This is a genomic window from Bacillus sp. BS3(2021) (assembly GCF_021043345.1).
Taxonomy (GTDB): Bacteria; Bacillota; Bacilli; order Bacillales; family Bacillaceae; genus Bacillus; species Bacillus paralicheniformis.
The window spans coordinates 79,808-98,592 of the sequence record NZ_JAJNDM010000011.1; the positions used below are offsets into that span (position 1 = coordinate 79,808).

26 protein-coding genes and 1 pseudogene are annotated in these 18,785 nt (G+C 49.2%); 26 read left to right on the forward strand and 1 reads right to left on the reverse strand.

Going from position 1 to position 18,785, the window contains the following annotated elements; translation table 11 throughout:
- Positions 1-100 precede the first annotated feature (100 nt).
- The 23 genes and pseudogenes from LQ247_RS20145 to LQ247_RS20255 all read left to right on the forward strand — a co-directional run bounded on the left by LQ247_RS20145 (position 101) and on the right by LQ247_RS20255 (position 16,267).
- Positions 101-856 carry a single-stranded DNA-binding protein gene (locus LQ247_RS20145; RefSeq protein WP_231006512.1) on the forward strand — a complete coding sequence of 252 codons (756 nt, stop codon included), beginning with the start codon at positions 101-103 and terminating at the stop codon, positions 854-856.
- 22 nt (positions 857-878) lie between these two features.
- Entirely contained in the window at positions 879-1,310 is a 432-nt protein-coding gene (locus LQ247_RS20150) for a hypothetical protein (RefSeq protein WP_231006513.1), read from the forward strand.
- Between the two features lie 40 nt (positions 1,311-1,350).
- Complete coding sequence (locus tag LQ247_RS20155) at positions 1,351-2,619, forward strand: hypothetical protein (RefSeq protein ID WP_231006514.1); 1,269 nt, start codon at positions 1,351-1,353, stop codon at positions 2,617-2,619.
- A 205-nt stretch (positions 2,620-2,824) separates the two neighbouring features.
- A complete protein-coding gene (locus LQ247_RS20160; RefSeq protein WP_231006515.1) occupies positions 2,825-5,656 on the forward strand; it encodes a DNA polymerase in 2,832 nt (943 codons plus the stop codon).
- Entirely contained in the window at positions 5,657-6,700 is a 1,044-nt protein-coding gene (locus LQ247_RS20165; RefSeq protein ID WP_231006516.1) for a hypothetical protein, read from the forward strand.
- The gene (locus LQ247_RS20170; protein ID WP_231006517.1) at positions 6,693-7,217 is read left to right on the forward strand and encodes a crossover junction endodeoxyribonuclease RuvC; all 525 of its coding nucleotides are present in this window, start codon (positions 6,693-6,695) and stop codon (positions 7,215-7,217) included. Before LQ247_RS20165 ends, LQ247_RS20170 begins: the two co-directional genes overlap by 8 nt.
- Positions 7,218-7,403: a hypothetical protein gene (locus tag LQ247_RS20175; RefSeq protein ID WP_231006518.1), complete on the forward strand. Its 186-nt coding sequence runs from the start codon at positions 7,218-7,220 to the stop codon at positions 7,401-7,403.
- Positions 7,404-7,408: 5 nt separating this feature from the next.
- A complete protein-coding gene (locus LQ247_RS20180; protein WP_231006519.1) occupies positions 7,409-7,774 on the forward strand; it encodes a hypothetical protein in 366 nt (121 codons plus the stop codon).
- A gap of 3 nt (positions 7,775-7,777) precedes the next feature.
- The gene (locus LQ247_RS20185; RefSeq protein ID WP_026588483.1) at positions 7,778-8,008 is read left to right on the forward strand and encodes a hypothetical protein; all 231 of its coding nucleotides are present in this window, start codon (positions 7,778-7,780) and stop codon (positions 8,006-8,008) included.
- On the forward strand, positions 8,001-8,270 hold the full coding sequence (locus tag LQ247_RS20190) for a hypothetical protein (RefSeq protein WP_231006520.1): 270 nt from the start codon (positions 8,001-8,003) through the stop codon (positions 8,268-8,270). Before LQ247_RS20185 ends, LQ247_RS20190 begins: the two co-directional genes overlap by 8 nt.
- Positions 8,267-8,467, forward strand: coding sequence for a hypothetical protein (locus LQ247_RS20195; RefSeq protein WP_231006521.1), 201 nt, complete (start codon positions 8,267-8,269; stop codon positions 8,465-8,467). Before LQ247_RS20190 ends, LQ247_RS20195 begins: the two co-directional genes overlap by 4 nt.
- Positions 8,464-8,652 carry a hypothetical protein gene (locus LQ247_RS20200; protein WP_231006522.1) on the forward strand — a complete coding sequence of 63 codons (189 nt, stop codon included), beginning with the start codon at positions 8,464-8,466 and terminating at the stop codon, positions 8,650-8,652. Before LQ247_RS20195 ends, LQ247_RS20200 begins: the two co-directional genes overlap by 4 nt.
- 139 nt (positions 8,653-8,791) lie before the next feature.
- Entirely contained in the window at positions 8,792-9,154 is a 363-nt protein-coding gene (gene nrdI / locus LQ247_RS20205; RefSeq protein ID WP_231006523.1) for a class Ib ribonucleoside-diphosphate reductase assembly flavoprotein NrdI, read from the forward strand.
- 6 nt (positions 9,155-9,160) lie between these two features.
- Complete coding sequence (gene nrdE / locus LQ247_RS20210; RefSeq protein WP_269146048.1) at positions 9,161-11,260, forward strand: class 1b ribonucleoside-diphosphate reductase subunit alpha; 2,100 nt, start codon at positions 9,161-9,163, stop codon at positions 11,258-11,260.
- 19 nt (positions 11,261-11,279) lie between these two features.
- A complete protein-coding gene (locus LQ247_RS20215) occupies positions 11,280-11,447 on the forward strand; it encodes a hypothetical protein (RefSeq protein WP_231006524.1) in 168 nt (55 codons plus the stop codon).
- The gene (gene nrdF, locus LQ247_RS20220; protein WP_231006525.1) at positions 11,448-12,416 is read left to right on the forward strand and encodes a class 1b ribonucleoside-diphosphate reductase subunit beta; all 969 of its coding nucleotides are present in this window, start codon (positions 11,448-11,450) and stop codon (positions 12,414-12,416) included.
- Positions 12,417-12,465: 49 nt separating this feature from the next.
- Positions 12,466-12,999 (forward strand): dUTP diphosphatase, encoded by a 534-nt coding sequence (locus tag LQ247_RS20225; RefSeq protein WP_231006526.1) that lies wholly within the window; start codon positions 12,466-12,468, stop codon positions 12,997-12,999.
- Positions 12,992-13,180, forward strand: a complete 189-nt coding sequence (locus tag LQ247_RS20230) for a hypothetical protein (RefSeq protein ID WP_231006527.1) — start codon at positions 12,992-12,994, stop codon at positions 13,178-13,180. Before LQ247_RS20225 ends, LQ247_RS20230 begins: the two co-directional genes overlap by 8 nt.
- Positions 13,181-13,203: 23 nt before the next feature.
- On the forward strand, positions 13,204-13,989 hold the full coding sequence (gene thyX / locus LQ247_RS20235; RefSeq protein ID WP_231006528.1) for an FAD-dependent thymidylate synthase: 786 nt from the start codon (positions 13,204-13,206) through the stop codon (positions 13,987-13,989).
- Complete coding sequence (locus tag LQ247_RS22235; RefSeq protein WP_231006529.1) at positions 13,959-14,537, forward strand: 3D domain-containing protein; 579 nt, start codon at positions 13,959-13,961, stop codon at positions 14,535-14,537. The genes thyX and LQ247_RS22235 overlap by 31 nt, the downstream gene beginning before the upstream one ends.
- A gap of 15 nt (positions 14,538-14,552) precedes the next feature.
- On the forward strand, positions 14,553-14,747 hold the full coding sequence (locus LQ247_RS20245; RefSeq protein WP_231006530.1) for a hypothetical protein: 195 nt from the start codon (positions 14,553-14,555) through the stop codon (positions 14,745-14,747).
- Positions 14,748-14,906: pseudogene (locus LQ247_RS20250) on the forward strand (hypothetical protein); the annotation flags it as partial.
- 974 nt (positions 14,907-15,880) lie between these two features.
- Positions 15,881-16,267, forward strand: coding sequence for a hypothetical protein (locus LQ247_RS20255; RefSeq protein WP_231006531.1), 387 nt, complete (start codon positions 15,881-15,883; stop codon positions 16,265-16,267).
- Here LQ247_RS20255 and LQ247_RS20260 read toward each other — a convergent pair.
- On the reverse strand, positions 16,256-16,642 hold the full coding sequence (locus LQ247_RS20260) for a hypothetical protein (RefSeq protein WP_231006532.1): 387 nt from the start codon (positions 16,640-16,642) through the stop codon (positions 16,256-16,258). The genes LQ247_RS20255 and LQ247_RS20260 overlap by 12 nt on opposite strands.
- 178 nt (positions 16,643-16,820) lie before the next feature.
- Between LQ247_RS20260 and LQ247_RS20265 the strand changes: the two genes are divergently transcribed.
- The 3 genes from LQ247_RS20265 to LQ247_RS20275 all read left to right on the forward strand — a co-directional run bounded on the left by LQ247_RS20265 (position 16,821) and on the right by LQ247_RS20275 (position 18,579).
- On the forward strand, positions 16,821-17,210 hold the full coding sequence (locus LQ247_RS20265) for a sigma factor-like helix-turn-helix DNA-binding protein (protein ID WP_231006533.1): 390 nt from the start codon (positions 16,821-16,823) through the stop codon (positions 17,208-17,210).
- Positions 17,203-17,691, forward strand: coding sequence for a hypothetical protein (locus LQ247_RS20270; protein ID WP_231006534.1), 489 nt, complete (start codon positions 17,203-17,205; stop codon positions 17,689-17,691). The genes LQ247_RS20265 and LQ247_RS20270 overlap by 8 nt, the downstream gene beginning before the upstream one ends.
- A gap of 87 nt (positions 17,692-17,778) precedes the next feature.
- A complete protein-coding gene (locus LQ247_RS20275) occupies positions 17,779-18,579 on the forward strand; it encodes a hypothetical protein (protein ID WP_065643785.1) in 801 nt (266 codons plus the stop codon).
- The last annotated feature ends 206 nt before the right edge of the window (positions 18,580-18,785 follow it).

The window sequence follows — 18,785 nt, forward strand, 5'->3', positions numbered from 1 at the left end:
GTCGCGTCGCTACGGCTTCGCGCTGGCGGCGTTTCGGACGCAGATACCGGCATTTTGCGAGGGCGAAAAGCCTCAAAATTAAAACGTAGGGGGAAATCGAATGAGCATTAGAGACATTTTGAAAGAGCGCGAAGAAGAACGTGATAAGGCGGCTAACGGCGAAAGCGAATTCCCGGAAGGCGTTACGCGTTATGTCCGTGTCGGAAGTCACGGGGAGATCAACAAAGAAGGACGTACGTTGGTTATGCTTGCGCCGTACGATGAGTGGTACGTCTATTTCGTACACGAAAACAAAGAGTACACCGGAAAGGGCTACGATCACAAATTCCGAAAGCATACGTGCCTACATTCTCCCCGCACTACAGTCGGCGTTGACGAATTGAAAAAGTATTTTACGGCTGGGAAAAACGAGTGCATTTCATGCAAAGCGGGAGCAAAACGAAAAATGTTCTTTATGATACCGGTGTACGATCCGACATACAAAACTTATCGCGTTATAGACATTGCGGAATTCCACGCAAACAGCCTGATGGCGGATTTTGATAAAGCGGAGAAGCCGGTTAAGAAAATCCAGCCGGATTATACACTCGTAGGCCAAGCGGTACACTTTAAGCAGTCCGACAAGACTTATTCGTTGGAAACTGGCGATCTGCCTGACGACGTTCTCGAAGAGGCAAAAGCGTTTATCGGGATCGACTATAAATACGAAGAACTTGCGAACTTCCGTGATGAAGAAGACATCGTTAAGATTCTTCACGAAGCGAAAGAGGGCGTCAAGAAATCCGTTCTGCCGCCATTAGCGGAATCTAATAACGAAAAATCTAACGAAATCAGTGACGATGATCTACCGTTTTAATAAAACGAAGGAGGACGATTGAATGGCGCATCTCAAGGAAACTATCGGCAAGTATTCCGAACTGATCGCCCGCGCGGCTTTAATGGCTAGCGGGTGGCAGGCGGTATCAAAATCGGAGACAGAAGAATCCTTCGATATCAGCGCAAGAGATCCGGGAACTGGCGAATGGAAAACGTTCCAGGTTAAGACGATCCGGGACCGTAGAGAAGATCGCGGTTTCTTAACGGTAAACGGGCGCAAAGGAGACGGTCATCCTTATACGCCAGAAGACGTCGACTTCTTCATCGGTGTGCTGATCGGTGAGGGGGAATTCCCTCGCGTCTGGATGATCGACAATCGCGGCATTACGGACTATTGGGGGCCGTCAGAACGGGAAGGCAAGCGTTGGGTCGAAATGGATCTGAATTTCATGCGGGAAGATTTTGCGGAAAATAACGAAGCGGAGGCGGTTTGACCTTACCGGGTCGGACGGTCAATAAAAGGAGGACGATTCGATGGCGAAATTAGAAGGTGTTAAAACTCTAGATATGGTGAACGGTGAAATTACGAAGGTTTCGTATGATGGCATAGAGTATGGGCGCGTGGAAGGCGAGGGGAAACCGGGTGATATTGGATTAAGGATTTCAGAACCAACGTCATTCGTATCGCTAGGTCATTTTTATCCGATTACCTATGGTAGGGTACTGAGTTATATCGATGACGACGGAGATCTAATGGGCGTACGACAAAGAACTTTTTCATTCTTCCGCAAAGCCTCCGCATCCCAGCCGTCATTAGAAGATCGCGTCAGTACAAACGAAAAGGATATCGCGGCATTAAAATCCGACGTTGCTGCGTTAAAAGGCGAAGCTGAGACGGAGTACGTACGGATTGCCAAGAGCGAGGCGAGGGCGGGCGATTTCGTTAAGTTTGACGAAGCTCAGAACAGATATCTAACCGCAGGGAAGTATTACGAAATCTGTCGTGTAGATGATTACGGAGATCCGCATATTGTAGCCAATGATGGTGACCGTTTTGATACGTACTATGCCGGAGTATTCGAAGTCTACCGCAAAGTCAGCGCCGCCGAGCCGAAGCCTGAACGCTTGAAGGTCGGTGATTATGCGAAGGTGGTCGAAGATCAAACGACTAGTGATGACGATCCGATTAGTACCAATGAATGCGTAGGGGACTACGTAGAGGTTTTGGTCGACGACAAGTTGAGCGTTCCTTTTAAAGTGAGGTTCATTACCGGTAAGCACGTAGGCGATACGGCGTGGGCGCGTGAGTTCGCATTAGTTCGTGCGACTGACGAAGAAGTTACCGAAGCAAAAGACGCGGCAGCTCGCGCAAAGTTTAAGAAAGGCGCTAAAGTTCGGTTGAAGTCGGGCGGTGGCGTATATCCGTTATTAGGTTTCGAAAACGGAAAAGTCTATTCCGTATGTGATAACGACTTCCTATGGGGTATTACCGAAAAGAAAATTCAGATTGAACATGATCGGGGCCGCGGTTGTGCAACGCCTGCCCAACTCGAACTCCTAACGGAAGAAGATGACGCAGAGATCGAAAAATGGGCCGCAATCGGACGCGAGGTTGACGAGTATAAGAGAGGCGATATGGTTCGGTATTTAGATGATCGGGAAATTTGCGAGGTTGTGGCTGTCGGCGAGGACGGTCGCGTAAAAGTCGCTACTCAGAACCACGGAAATTGCACAGAAAATCAGTCAAGCATCGAACTAATCGCGCCAGTCGAAGCGCGGTTCGATCGAAAGGACGACGAGTAAGTGGACGCAAAACCTGCCGCCATCTGTGTCGCATGTAGCCGGGTATTGAACGAAGGGCGATCCGCAACATACGATTCGCTCTTCGACCGGTACTTTTGCGACAACGCTTGCTGGTCGGTTTGGTATGCGGATAATGAGACGGAATACAAGCGGAAGTACGTAAGTCGCGAAGATTTATGACGTCGTAAGCGGAAGGAGGATGCGAATGGAACTCGGAAATCTGCGGTTGAATCTGAGCGCGTTGACGCCAAAGAATAACGAAGTTACAAACGAAAAAGTTGCCGAAACAGCCAAGCGGAAGCAAAGCGCAAAGCGAGAGGAGACGTTAGAGGAAGCGTTCGATCGTCTCGCCAGGACGTGCAAATTTAACGATAAAGAAAAGCGGGAATTTAACGCAGCTCTCCGGTCGTTTAAGGACGGAAGCTTAGTCCGTACTAAATCCGGAAAGTTTACGAAAACTGAAGCGTGCGGACTTGGCCGTCAGATACTCGCGAAGGAAAACGAAGCCAAGCGACACGAACGCATTCAGGAGACGCTAAAGACAAAGCCGGATAACTACTTCGTCATCACCAAAGATGAAGACCTGGCGCCTATGATCGAACGATTGCGTCAGGAAGTCCAAGCGCAGCAGCTCGATCCGTGGTTTCGGAAAGTGTTCGATCTATTTAACAATACGCACATCCGGCGGAAGTTAGCCGAGCGTGGAATCGAAATTCCTCTCGCGATGTCGTTCACCGAATGGGATACGGAGACTTCCGGGACAGATACACGCATCGATATGTCAGGCGGATATTCGTTTTGGCTACCGTGTCTTAACGAAGGCTATTACGTTGCTTACGGACACTTGACTGACGACGAACAATGCTCGCGATCTGCTGCGTTGGATATCTGTCGAGCTTTTATCGAAGACGCGCGCCATATCAAATCGTTCCATAATACGCCCTTCGACTATTCGATGTTTCTGAATGACGGATTGGAGCCGAAGGGGTTCCGATATGACTCGTTAGATGCCGCGCAGCTTATGAACGAGCATGAGCCTTCGATGGGCTTGAAAGAACTCGTCACGAAGTACAAAAAGTACATCGGGGCGGACCACTTAGACGATTTCACATTCGAGGACCTTTTCGGGAAAGGTTCTCCGATGGTGTACTCGCCCGAGATCGTCGGCATATACGCGATAAAGGACGTTGAGAAAGGCTGGCTCCTTACGCGCTGGCAGATCGATATGATGCTGAAGATTGACGACTTATATTATCCGTACTTTGAGATCCGGCAGTATCTATATGAGGTCAACACGACGATCGAGCGAACTGGATTCGTAATTGACGACGATGAACTCTTGCGATTGAAAAATGAATATGAGCCGCAGTTGCAAAAAGCGATAGATGACATTCACCAAGCATACGGTATCGACAACGACTTCCTCTATAAAATGTCGATGCACTTAAAAGGCGACAAGATCAAAGCGTGGCAAGAAAACCGCGAAAAGCAGATCGCAAAACAACAGGAGATGCTTGCGAAGTGTGAGGCGGAGATCAAGAGGGCGAATCCGACAACGAAGAAATATGCGCAATTAAAAGAGCGTATCCGAAAGTACAAGACGGAGCCTCTTGCGCCAGCCATTCCGCAAAACGCACCGGATTACATTCACGAATTCAATCTCGATTCGGACCAACACCTTCAGTATTTAATTTACGACGTAATCGGGATCGAGGACAAAACGAAGATTATCGATAAGAAGAAAACGCGGGCTGTCAGTAAGGATGTCCTAGCGCTCTATTTCAAGGAAGATGCGCGGCTCAAACCGTTAGCAACATTCTCGGAGTTGACAACGTTATTAGGCACGTTTATCGACCGGATTCCTTACGTGAAAGACGCGGATGGTCGCCTTCATACGCAATTACAAACCGTATCGACTGGGCGCTACAGTTCGAAGGGATATACCGGAAAGAACAACGACTTATATCGAGCAGACATTAACGACGACAACTTCCTCGAACACATGCGTGTTTTAGTCGAGGCGCCAAAGAAGACGGAAAAAGGCCGGAACATCCAGAACATCCCGGTTCGTACCGAAAAAGGGCAACGGGTGAGAATGGTGTTCAAGCCGCCGGAAGGATTTACGTTCTTAGGCTCCGACTTATCATCGATAGAACCACGGATTCAGGCGCACAGAATGGCGACCGAGTTTGACGACGAGATATTCGCCGATATGTATCGAAAAGGACTCGATCCGTACGTTGAGTTTGCTTACATTATGTTCGAAGTAGACCGTGAGCTTTGCCTAGAGAAGTATTATGACTCAGTTAAGGGTACACCGAATGAAGTTCCGGCGTATCGAAAACTGACGAAAGATATGTTCCTGGCAAAGGGATACGGGCAAGGAGAAGATCAGTTTATTAAGACCGCAATCAAACGTGGGATAACCGAAGAATCTGCGAAAAAAGCCTATGCACGTTTTGACGAAATATTGCCAGGGTTCAAAGGGATGGTCGAAGCCACATTCGCTCACCTACGCAAGCACGGATGGACTGCGACAATCTTCAAACAGAAGCGTCGTTTTCCGGGGTACGTCGAGAAATACAAACGGCTGTGCCAGCTAATGCGTAAGTGCGGTATCAAAGACAAGAACGATCCGGAGCTCGGCAAGAAAACGAATAAATTGCGGTGGGAAGAGCGATCTGAATTTTGGGATCTGATGCGATTTACAGGCGGATGCGAGCGGGCTGCGTTTAACCATACGATTCAGGGATCAGGCGCGAATATTCTTCAGATGTGTATGATCCGTGCTTACTACGAATGTGTGCTTGAGCGTGGTTGGGAGTTTCCGCTGACATTACACGACGAATTGAAGTTCGCTACACCAAACGACCAGTTAACGAAAGAGGCAACGGATTTATTAGACGACATTATGACGAATACATTCACGCTAGTTCTTCCGTTGGCTTGCGACACAGTAATCGAGCCGTGTTGGATGGATGAATATAGCCCGAACGATTGGGACTTTGAGAGCGGAAAGCCGAAGGGAGACAATTAATTGACGAATTCAAACGGAAGATCAGCCGCAAATTCACTGCGGACACACATAAAAGAACCGACCACATACGCGCAGCAGATTGCGGATGAGTTGGTCGAATATCTGAACGAATGGCATTCGCTGCCGGAGACGTGGGATAACGCCCTGGACGCGCAGATTCATAAATGGTACGCCAATGCTCCGAAAGTATTTCCGAAGAAGCCGTATTTCTCGCCGTCATCTGCTAACGCTTGCCCGCGCGAGCTTTACCATAAAGCGATCGGATCTCCGAGGGACGAAACGAAAAAGCCTCCGTATCAAGGACGATGGACTCGAATCGGTACAGCGATCGGCGACGTAATCCAACGCGACATTCTCTTCATGGAGAAACATTTCGAGAAGAAGACCGGACGCCCCTGTCCGTTTAGCTTCGAAAAGAACGAAGACGGCACGCCGATGTTCGAGGATTTCGCGAAGAGGAATCATCCGGTCACACATCGCGGATACTCGTTCAACCTTTACGGAACGTGCGATGGCATCATGCGCTACGTAACGGAAGACGGCGAGGTGCTGCGCGTTGGCCTCGAAATTAAATCGAAGCAGACTACTGCCGCAAAGACGTCCCTCCATTCGATGCGGCAGCCGGAAGAAAAGCACGTCAAGCAATGCGTCGCCTACGGTCCGATGTATGGCGTCGACCTATACGTCATCCTTTACGTAAACGCGTCTAAGAAGTCGTGGATGTATCCGGAAGGGGAATTCGAAAAGTCGCCGGATATGCGGGCGTTCGGTATCGAAATTACGGAGGAAGACGTCGAGCAGCTATTCGATAGATTCGTAGAGATCCGCAAATCTGTCGAGGAGGGAACGCCTTTACCGTTGGATCTGAACGGCTGGACGTTTAACGGATACAAGACGGCTATTGCGAAGTCGCTGACGGACGAAGAACTGGCGGAGCTTCGCGCAAAAGTGTCGCAGGTACGGAGATCGAACGTATACGAATCTACGAAACGGCAGTACGTTGAGGCGCTCGAATTTATCGAAAGAGTGCGGGCGGATGAGTAGCGCCAAGCCTATCCGAGTCCTCGGCCTTGATCTTTCGTTAACATCGCCGGGATTCGCAATCATCGAAGCAAAGGGCGGAAAAGCTCGCCTCATAAAATCCGCCCATTTTAAAACGTCCGCATCAACCGATCAACCATTGCGTTATGAGGAGATCGAAGCATTTACGCTGCTTTTTGTTCGCGATAATCAGCCGTTAGACGTAATCGTTCGGGAGATATGGCCGCCGAGCCGCAACTATGCGCAGAACAATAAGATTCACGGAACATGGTCGTCGGTTGAACGGGCGCTGCACCGATACGGATACGAAGTCGATGTCCACGTAACGCCGGCCAACGTTAAGAAGACGGTCACCGGCAATGGAAACGCAAAGAAGCCGCAAGTTGCCGAGAGCGTGCGTGAATGGCTCGGACTACCTGACGACCACAAATTCGCAACAGACGATCATAGCGATGCCTGTGCGGTGGCGCTTACGTATCTGATTCGCGAGAAGATTATTAAACCGAAGGAGGACGAATAGATGAACGAATTTTTCGTTATCGCAGGAAAAACGGAAGGTTTTTCGTATAGTGATGCGGCAATTCACCGGGTAGGTTCGGAAGTTAACGTGGAAATTGCGATCAATCAGTTACGCGGAGAAGGGTATAAGGTTTTCTACGTGTCGCGAATTGTTGAGCGGATTGACGATAACGTTACAGGGGAGTGATTCGAATGGATAAAGCGATGGAGTATATCGATAAGCTGGCGGCAAAGCTCGGAGTCGCGGCCGATCATGTGTACGGAGTTCTCGTTAAGCAGGCGTTTGCTAGTGGTGTGACTGATTTGATTATCGGGTTCGTTTTTCTAATGATCGCAGTTATTGCGGGAGTCATAATTACGAAGGTGACTATAAAGATATACGGGGAGCGGTATTGTAATTGGGATTGCGAATGGTTTTTCGTAGTGCTTGCTGTCAGTCTGTTAGTGATTCTTCCGGGAGTGTTCGGTATTTACGCGATCACTGAGGGAATCAAAGCGCTAATCAACCCGGAATACTACGCGATCAAAGAAATCCTCGACACGATAGGAGGGAAGTGATCGGTGGAAGAACACAGAAACATGATGATTCTTAAACAGGAGATATTTGATGGCTTTATTTATTCGGCGGTTGCTTTAACTCGCCAAATTCAAGCTAAGCAAGGTAAAGAAAATGAAATAATAACGCAGGAAGAGGCTGATTTTGTCAATGCGTTTCTTGTGTACGCTAAGGAACTCGCAGACACATTGCACGAACGATACAAGGATGAATTAGGAGGCGGCTCGGATGTTTAAACAGCGACTTATCGGAGCATTAGCGTACTTGGCTGCGCTCACCTTGTTACTCGGATTGTTTTCTGCGGGATGTCTGACTGGCTTTGTCATCGTGACGGCGCTATTATCGGTCCCGGCGATCGGAGTAGTCGTTAAAGTCGGAATTACAATCGCAGTGTTTTTTATGGTAACTGCGGTACTCGTCGGATTAGCTGACCGACTTTACACCGCATACCGCGAACATAAACGCGTTCAAAAGGACGTAGAGGAGGAAACGCAATGACCTACGAATGCTACGGCGCCCCGGCCGCACAGTTACGGCAGTCTTTGCGATGGCTTGACGAACAACTTACCGATGTTGATTACGCAATCAGCCGTCATGAACGGAAGAAAACCGAACTTGAAATCGAACGTGACCGGATTCTGGCGCGAAAAGACGAGATCGAGGCGGAACTAAAACGGAAGGAGTCGATCGAATGACACGCGAAGAAATCGAAAACATGATAGCGGATTTGGAGTTCGAGATTGATACGCACGAGGACGAAATCGAGGACCTCCGCGACGACATTCGTTACCTCGAAGATAAGATCGAGGCGGCGGAGGACGAAATCAACGGACTACAGTACGAACTATCGAAATTAGAAGACGGAGATGATTCCGAATGACATACGTTTCGATAGCGTGCCTACTCTACTTTGCGTGGATCGCTCTAACAGTCGAAGCTAAAACCACGAGAGCTAAGCTCGCAAAGGCAGCCGTCATGGTTATGTTCGCAATTCCTATCGGAGTGCTGGTGGCGTCGTTATGCTAATCGCCTACTACTCGCTGGCCGGAAACGTCCGCCGATTCGTGGCAAAAACCGGCCTGCCTGCGGTCGAAATCAAGTCGGATATGCTCTTAACGGAGCCGTTCGTATTGGTAACGGGAACTTACGGATTCGGCCAGGTCGCCGGCACCGTTTGGGACTTCCTCGCGGACAATGGCGATTTAATGGCGGGCGTGGCTGCGTCGGGGAACAAGAATTGGGGGAGTAACTTCGCAAAGGCTGCGGACTTGATTGCGGAAGAATACGGAGTGCCGATCGTTCACAAGTTCGAACTTGCGGGCACGGCGGAGGATGTCGCTAAAGTTCGCGAGTTTGTGAGCGAATATTTACGGAAAGGGTGAGAGCTATTGACGAATAAGCACGCGAAGTATATCGAACTTAATAACGAAATTATGATACGTAAGAACGGCGGCTTTCAATTCGAAAAGGATGCCGAAGCCGTCCGCAGTTATTTCATAGATCACGTGAATCAGAATACGGTGTTTTTCCATGATCTGCGCGAAAAGCTCGACTATCTGATCGAGAACGACTATTACGAACGCGAAGTCTTCGAGCCGTATACGTTCGACGAAATCAAAGCGGTCTACAAAGCGGCCTACGCGAAAAAGTTCCGTTTCCCTTCGTTCATGAGTGCGTTCAAGTTTTACAACGATTACGCGCTCAAGACGAACGATAAGAAGAAGATCCTCGAACGCTACGAAGACCGAATCGCCATCTGTGCGCTATTCTTCGCGAAAGGAGACGCAGCCAAGGCGGTCGAGTTTGCGGAAATGATGATCCGGCAGGAATATCAACCGGCCACACCGACGTTCTTGAATGCGGGCCGTAAACGCCGGGGCGAATTAGTATCGTGTTTCCTTCTCGAAGTAGGCGACTCTCTAAACGATATCAGTCGCGCGGTAGATATGGCGATGCAGCTTTCGAAACTTGGCGGCGGAGTGTCGTTGTCGCTATCGAAAATCAGGGCGAAAGGCGAGTCGATTAAAGGCGTTGAGAATTCGACGAAGGGCGTCGTTGGCGTCATGAAGCTGCTCGATAATGCGTTCCGGTATGCGGATCAGATGGGCCAGCGGCAGGGAGCCGGCGCAGCGTATCTCAACGTATTCCATGCGGACATTGACGCGTTCCTGGATACGAAGAAGATCAGCGCAGACGAAGACGTCCGGGTTAAGACGCTATCGATCGGCGTAGTCATTCCGGATAAGTTTATCGAACTAGCTCGCGAAGATCGGGACGCGTACGTTTTCTATCCGCATACGGTCTATAAGGAATATGGCGAGCATCTTGACGAAATGGATATCGGAGAAATGTACGACAAGCTCGTCGAAAATCCGAACGTTCGGAAAGATAAAATCAACCCGCGACAGCTGCTCGAAAAGCTTGCGATTCTGCGATCCGAATCGGGCTATCCGTACATCATGTTCGAAGATAACGTAAATGCGGCTCATGCGCTGAATCACATTTCGAAGGTTAAATTTTCGAATCTCTGTAGCGAAGTGCTTCAGGCGTCCAAAGTTTCGGAGTACACCGACTACGGCGAACCGGACGCAATCGGCCTCGACATTTCGTGTAATCTCGGATCGCTGAACATTGCGAACGTAATGAAGAACGGAGACTTTGGAAAAATCGTGAAGCTGTCCGTCGATGCTCTAACGCGAGTCTCGGAAACTTCGAATATCAAAAACGCGCCAGCCGTCGCAAGAGCTAACCGTGAGATGCGTTCGATTGGACTTGGCGCGATGAACTTACACGGCTATCTAGCACAAAATGGCATCGCATATGAATCGGAAGAAGCGTGTGACTTTGCTAACGTATTCTTCGCGTTGGTGAATTATTGGTCGCTGGTGCGGTCGATGGAGCTGGCGGAAGAAACCGGAAGTACGTTTGAGGGGTTCGAAAGATCGACGTATGCGGACGGAAGCTACTTCGAAAAATACTTCGGCGAATGGACTCAGCCTAAAACCGAGAAAGTGTCTGCGTTGTTTGACGGCGTAAATATTCCTAACATTGAGGATTGGGTTGATCTACAAGCCAACGTAATGAAATACGGACTCTACCATTCGTATAGACTCGCGATTGCACCGACGGGATCTATTTCGTATGTGCAGTCGGCTACGGCGTCAGTCATGCCGATTATGGAGCGCATAGAGGAACGGACATACGGAAATTCCAAGACGTATTATCCTATGCCGGGGCTTAGCGCGAAGAACTGGTTCTTCTACAAGGAAGCGTACGACATGGATATGTTCAAAGTCGTCGATATGATCGCGACAATTCAGCAGCACATTGATCAGGGCATCTCGTTTACTCTGTTCCTGAAGGATACGATGACTACGCGCGATCTTAACCGAATTGACCTTTACGCGCATCACAAAGGAATTAAGACGCTGTATTATGCGCGGACTAAAGACACCGGCCAAGAAGGCTGCCTGTCGTGTGTAATTTAAACGAAGAGGAGGCGGACTAATGACGGAACTACAAAAGGACATCACCAAACTTTATGATGCGGTTCGTTGTTTATTTTTGGGTGATTACGAATTAGTCGATCTTGAAGACCTCACATCTATTCCAGAAAAATACGGACTGAACGTTTCTGAAGAAGGATATATCGATATGGACGAGGAGGACGAATAATTGACGCAATATACAGCGGCCAACTGGTCGCAACACGAAGACGGATTCACGCAGATGTTTTACGAACAGAACGTTAAGCAGTTTTGGCTGCCGGAAGAGATTTCGCTAAACGGCGACCTTCTAACGTGGAAATACCTCGGCGCTAACGAGCAGGATACGTACATGAAAGTGCTCGCGGGTCTAACGTTGCTCGATACGGAGCAAGGGAACGAAGGTATGCCGTTAATCGCCGCCCAGGTATCCGGCCACCAACGCAAAGCCGTCCTGAATTTCATGGCGATGATGGAGAACGCAGTCCATGCGAAATCCTATTCGAACATCTTCATGACGCTCGCACCAACGGAGAAAATCACGGAACTGTTCGAATGGGTGAAGACGAATCGCTACTTGCAGCGGAAAGCCGCAATCATTGGCGGACTGTATAACGCGATTGAAGCAGGCGATGACATTTCGTTATACAAGGCGATGGTTGCGTCGGTCTACCTCGAAAGCTTCCTATTCTACAGCGGCTTTTATTATCCGTTATATTTCTACGGTCAAGGGAAGCTGATGAACAGCGGCGAGATCATTAATCTCATTATCCGCGACGAGGCGATCCACGGCGTCTATGTCGGATTGCTTGCGCAGGAAATTTACAATCGTCAGTCACCGGGCGTACAGATCGAATTGCGCGACTTTGCTGTCGAATTACTTGCGGAACTCTACGAGAATGAGGCCGCCTACACCGAAGATCTGTACGATCAGATCGGCCTGACTCACGACGTTAAAAAGTTCGTGCGATACAACGGAAACAAGGCGCTGGCTAACCTTGGATTCGATCCGTATTTCGAAGATGAAACGGTAAATCCGATCGTGCTGAACGGGCTGAGTACGAAGACGAAATCGATGGACTTCTTCAGTCAAAAGGGTAACGGATACAAGAAGGCGACGGTCGAAGCGCTTCAGGATGACGATTTCTATTTCGACTAATTTGCCATTACGAAAGTATATGCGCAGTTATTAACGAGGAGGTTTTCGTATGAACGTAAATATTAAACGCCTATCACCCGATGCAAAAATCCCGCAATACGCTCACGCCTCAGACGCCTGCTTCGACCTGGTTGCGACAGAAGACGTCATTATCGAGCCGGGAGAAACTGCGCTAGTCAAAACGGGGCTAGCGTTCGAGATTCCGGAAGGCTACGAAATGCAGATCCGGCCACGCTCCGGCATTACGCTAAAGACGAAGCTTCGCGTTCAGCTCGGTACAGTTGACGCAGGCTATCGTGGAGAGGTCGGAGTGATTGTCGATAACATTGCCCGTAATACTGCGAAAAGAAGAGAGGTAGATGTCGATATTAATTGCCCCCTCTTGCATATAGACGGAGCTCCATCGAACTTATACGTATTCAATAATAATGCTATTTATAAAATCCGCAAAGGAGATCGCATCGCCCAAGCCGTAATTAAGCCGGTCGAGCAGGCGGCATTTACGGAAGTAACCGAGTTGGGCGATAGCGATCGGGGAGCGGGCGGCTTTGGGAGTAGCGGGGTGAGTCGTGTACATGGGTAAAAATAATTATAGACCGGCAGTTCCTAGATGGGTTGGGGATATTCTCTTAAAACAGAAAAACCAAGATCCATTCGCTACGCACGGGGAAACGAAAAGGTGGGACGAGTGGAAGCGTAGATATTCAAGAAAATTAAAGTATGCAAGATTAAACGGATGGACGATCGAAGAAGAAGAAGAGTAACCATTTTTAAGGAGGACGATTAAATGGCGGAAACCAAAATGAGCGTACAGTTAATCGCGCATACGCAAACGAGTTGGAAATTTGATTACGATAATCTATCCAGCGATGTAATCTATACAAACGGTCAAGCGATCGCCCTAACCGCAATTAGAACGTGCTATAGCGCCAACAAGCCGACCGAAATCGTCGCAAAGGAAGGCGAAAAGTACTTCGGCTCCAAAGCGTCAGATGGCGGTACAGGAACGGATGCCGACCGATTGTTCCGACATATCTTCGCGTCCAAACACACGTCGACGCTTGAGCATATAACGTTCACCTTTGCGATTGAAGGCGTCAGCCGGGCGTTATTGGCGCAACTTACACGGCACAGAGTCGGCTTTAGTTTCAGCGTCCAGTCACAACGTTATGTGCGGATGGGGAGTGGCGATCGATCTGGCGGCTTTGATTTCGTTATGCCCGATACTGTTAAAAACAACGAAAAGGAAACGCCATTTTATAACGTTGCTGAATCGAGAGTAACTGACCATAGTGCGGAAGAAATCTTCGAAACTGCGATGATATCTGCGCAAGAATATTACGATGCTTTAAGGAGTGCAGGTGTCGCCGCCGAAGATGCTCGCGCCGTCCTCCCGCAAGCAGCCGCAACTAATCTCGTAATGACTGCGAATCTACGATCGTTACTCGAATTCTATTCGAAACGTAAGCCGGGCAAAGGTGCGCAAAAGGAGATCGCTGATCTAGCGGAAGCCCTGCGCCAGGAAGTCGTTAATGTAGAGCCGTGGACCGCGCAATTCTTCGAGGAGGTGTAAGCATCGGAATCCTAACGAATTTCACGCTAACAGCGCAGCTATTCTCCGGCCATTGTCCGGCAGATCAGACGCCAGAACCGCCAAGGATAACGCCAGAGCAGGCCGCCATCCAATCGGCCGAATCGCGCAACGAGGAATTAACGAAAGAGCTAACGAAAAAGGACGCGAAGATACAGGCGCTTGAGGACGAAATCGAGGCGCTGAAGAAGCCGGCGCAAACGAAGAAAACAGCGTCAGCCTGGCGGACTTTCACCGCGACAGCTTATACCGCATTCTGTGCGGAAGGCTGCACCGGAATCACCAAAACGGGAGTCGACGTCAGCCATTCGATCTATTACGAAGGCGCACGCGTCATAGCGGTCGATCCGTCTGTGATTGCGCTTGGCTCTACGGTTGAAGTCCGGCTCGCTGACGGTTCGAGCTTTCGGGCGAAGGCGATCGACACGGGAGGCGCGATTAAAGGCGCACGACTCGATCTGTTGGTCGCAAATGAAGCCGACGCATTACAGTTCGGCCGGCAGTCGGTAGAATTGCGGGTTATTAAATAACGGGAGGGCGGTCGGATGAAAGAAATTCCGGAATTATACATTTTGGCAACCGTTGATGAAAACGGCAATGTGATCGATTATCCAAAAGGTGGCGGAAGTTCTACGGCCCCACGTATTAAAGCGTATGACAGTTTGGCGAGTGCTAAAAGAGGCGCGAAACATCACCGCGGCAAGGTTATGCGGGTTGTTGCGCTAGAGGAGGACGAATAAATGACGAAAACTAACGAAAAAATTCACGTACTGGCTGACGAATCACTTGGCGGCATCAAGCGCGAATACGTAGAGGTCGATAGGAAGGCGGAGGAAGGCGAGAAGATTGTGATCGTAGACAAAAGGTATCCGGGCGATATTTACGAGAACGGAGATATTTTTACGGTAGACCGCGAAGCTCCTCCTGGATCGGGTTTCGTGGAATGCGGCGAAGCCACATCCGGTATGAACTGTGGCGGACTTATCTACCTCGGAGAATACCGCGTTCTCGAACCGACCAATATCGTCCACATTGACGGACCTGACGGCACGGAGCGCTACGAAATGGTCGACCGAGAGGCGGAAGTGGGCGAGAAGGTTATTCATTTGAGCGAATTGTATTCGGATGGAACAGTAACGGAGGTCACTAGTGTGGGCGCTGGCATGGTCGACGTAATTGAATACGAAGATTCAGACGGAGATATTACATGCGGATTTTCGCACGGATGCTATCGTGTCCTCGTCCCGGCCGAATCCTCCGAAGAAGAACCGCAGCCCTCCGACCCGATCGACGTTATCGCTAACCTAGCGACGCGTGTTGCGGAATTGGAACGCGAGAATAAACGGATCAAGGAAGATCTCGGATGGAACGAAATGGGGCCGGGAAGAATCGCTGAGCTGCGGAATGCCGATTCGGACATTCGTCACGATATCGCTGCGTTAGAGGAAAAATTCGAACATGATCGCGCGGAAAACGAGGAGATGGGCAGTTATGTGTACGAAGAAATGAAGCGTATGAAAGACGAAATCGACACGCTGCACAAAGACAACCGGAGGCACGGCGAAGAGTTAGAGGCGCTGAAATATGCCGCAAAGGAAACGGACGGAAAGGTGGCGCACCTGGAAGACGACTCAGACATGCGCTTGTTCACTGCCGAAGAGGTTGCCGCACTTCTTAACGCAATGAGGGAACGCTCATGAAGTCGCCTATCAAGATCGCGCTAACAGGTCGCCTAGCTTCCGGAAAAGATATCGCAGTAAATTACATCGTAACTATGTTCGACTTTCAGCCGTATAGGTTCTCTGCAAAAGGTAAGTCGTTCTTTTACGAACTGTTTCCCGAATTGAAAGACGAAAGTAAACCACGCCAGCCAATGAGAGATTTTATCGACGGCATCACGACTCTTCCGGTTCCGGGAGCCGAGTCTGTTTGGGTTGACTACACATTTCGCCAGATTGACGACCATATTAAACGTCAATGCTGCCGACAAGCAAAGGTATTAATTACTGACGTTAGAAAGCCGATCGAATACGCCCGTGTACGGAAAGAAGGATTTACGATCATCCGAATTACTGCGCCGGAAGATATTCGTATTGAGCGCGCAAAGAAGCGTGGCGATCAATTCGACCTTGCCGACTTGGAGCACCCGACTGAGCTTGCCGTTAACAGTTTCGAAGTTGATTACGAAATTGAGAACGCAGGCAAGCCGGAAGAGTTGTACGAGAAGCTGGACGCGATTATGGCGGAGCTAGTCGTCTAACTGAAACGCGTATGTATTTTTCGGATAGGCCAGGTACGGTTGTTTTGACGCTTCACCATCACCGATCAAATAGTATCGTTGCGGAAGCTTATTGAAATCAATGCCGATTTTACGCAAGAACGGCCATGCCGAAACATTGCCGCGCTTATCGAACTTGAACGGTTTGGCGTCCGGCTGCTTAACGAGTTCAGGTTTGCCGACAACAATGCGCTTTTCTGCCGCGTCATATGCGACGGATAAATAAAACGGTCCGTCCGTAGGCAGTCCGATGACACGCCGCGCACCGGCCGAAATAAATAAACGTCGTTGCTTTTCGATTGTTATATACGCTTTGGTATTGCGCTCAAAGTCGTTTGAAATCCACGTAAGTGTCATAACGAATCTCCTTACGAAAGTATTTACGTTCAGTATAGACGGAATAGTTACCGATAGTCAACAGAGATGTGCGAATTGTTAACGAAGTTATTAACGAAAAAATTCTTTCGCAACTATATCGTTTGATAAAGCGATTCCTAAGGCGCAAGGACAAAACATCGAAATTGGAGGCGGTTTAATGGGATCAGTCAAAGTCGATCTACACCGAAAGGATCGCGAATTTGAGGCGGCTTATGCGCTAGACAGTGCGGAGGGCGTAAAAACGCTGCTCTCCGATTACCCGAAGTTCGTCAGCCGCAAACGACTCGGAGAATACGAAGCTACCGAAGTGCTGCTCGATCTGCACAACGCGATTGAGCTTGCGGATCTGACCGATAGGCAGCGTGAGGCCATCCGGCTCGTATATTTCGAAGACCTGACGCAAGTCGAGGCGGGGAAACGGATGGGGATCGGGCAGGATGCCGTATTTAAACATATCGACGCTGCTGCGAATAAGCTTGCGGATATTTACTACTATTGGGCGGGACATGACGAAGGATACTCGACGGGAGGACGAATTAATGGATAAGGCGCTACTGCACGAAATGATCACGGAATTACAACGACGAACAAAGGCCGGAGAGCTTGACCGAATCCAACGTATCGAGGAAATCACTGCGCTGGCCGACGCTTATTTTGACGCCGTCGGGGATCATCCGGATTCTACCGCGCTAGAACGCATGGCGAATCTTGTAATTTATGAGGAACTATCGGACACGAATAAAAACAAAATGAAGAACGATGAGTATCCGATTATGAGTGAGCGTATGGAAAAAACTCGTAGATCCGGTGAGACTTCTGAGAAGATGGCCGAAGAATACGATAAGTTCGGAAAATATCAAGGAAAACCGGCTCGAAGGCGCCTTTCAACTTATGAAGGTATTCAGATAGACCGACGCGCTAAAGCGAAAAATAAAGAGAGACGAGTAAAATATTCGGATTTCGTGAAAGGAAAAACGCCGGGACAATTTACAGTCAATATTGCAACAGGAGAAAAAATTATTCACTAAACAGCCTATTTTACCCGTTTTGCAGTCTATACGTTATGAGGGCGCCACATCCGCGCTCTTTTATTTTGCGAAAAAGGAGCCGATATTTTGAAAAGATTACGAGTAGTTAACGCAGAAACAGGCGAAGATCTATCGACAGACTACACGCTTAGACATCGGAACCAGGACGAAGCCTTCCGGGATCAGCAAAAGCAGACGACGGATAGGCGCGACTTTTCCAACGCGAATATGTCTAATATTCACGAAGTCTACGACGCTCTCACCACGGCACAGTGCGGCTATCTGATGCTGCTACAATGCTACGTTGACTATAACGGTGTTCTCGTTAAATCCAGCCGCGACAAAACTCCGATGACCACGGCGGATATGATGTCCGTTCTACAACTCGCGAAAAAGCCGCGAACGTTTTACGATTTCCTGAGCGCCTGTACTGCGCATGATATTATCCGGGAGGAAGGCGGCATATACTCGGTGAACGAACGCTATCATTTCAAAGGTAACTTCGGTAGCCAGTACGTCGTCAAACTCTATACCGCGAAGATTAAGAAGGTGTACAGCGAAGTGAAAGCGACAGACATCGGCCTGATCTACCGAATGCTGCCGTTCGTCCACTACGAAACAAACGCTCTTTGCGAGAATCCTTTCGAAAAGAATCCGAAGTATATTCGTTGGTTCAATAAAAAAGAGCTTGCGGCAGCGATCGGAGTAACGCCGGACACGCTCGGCCGACGCCTGAAGCAGATGAAATTCGACGGTGAATTCGTTGTCGCGCGAATAAAGGTTGGTGGCGAGCCGGAGCGATATACGTTCAATCCTAACGTGTTTTATCGGCAGTCCAAGACGCCAGACAAGACGCTGCTTGCGATGTTTAACGTTAAGAAGCCGTAGATGAATGAAAAAGGGCGCCGTAATTGGCGCCTCTATCTCGTCTTAAATCCGTTCACAAAGCTCTCTCCGTCCTGCTCTGTGTTAATAAGCTGCTGAGCACTTTGGCTGATTCGCTGAGCAAGCGCCTGCTGCGCTTTTCCTTCAAAGCTGTAGAGAAGCGATGAATAGACGCTGTTCATTTCTTTTTGTATATCGTCTATCTTAAA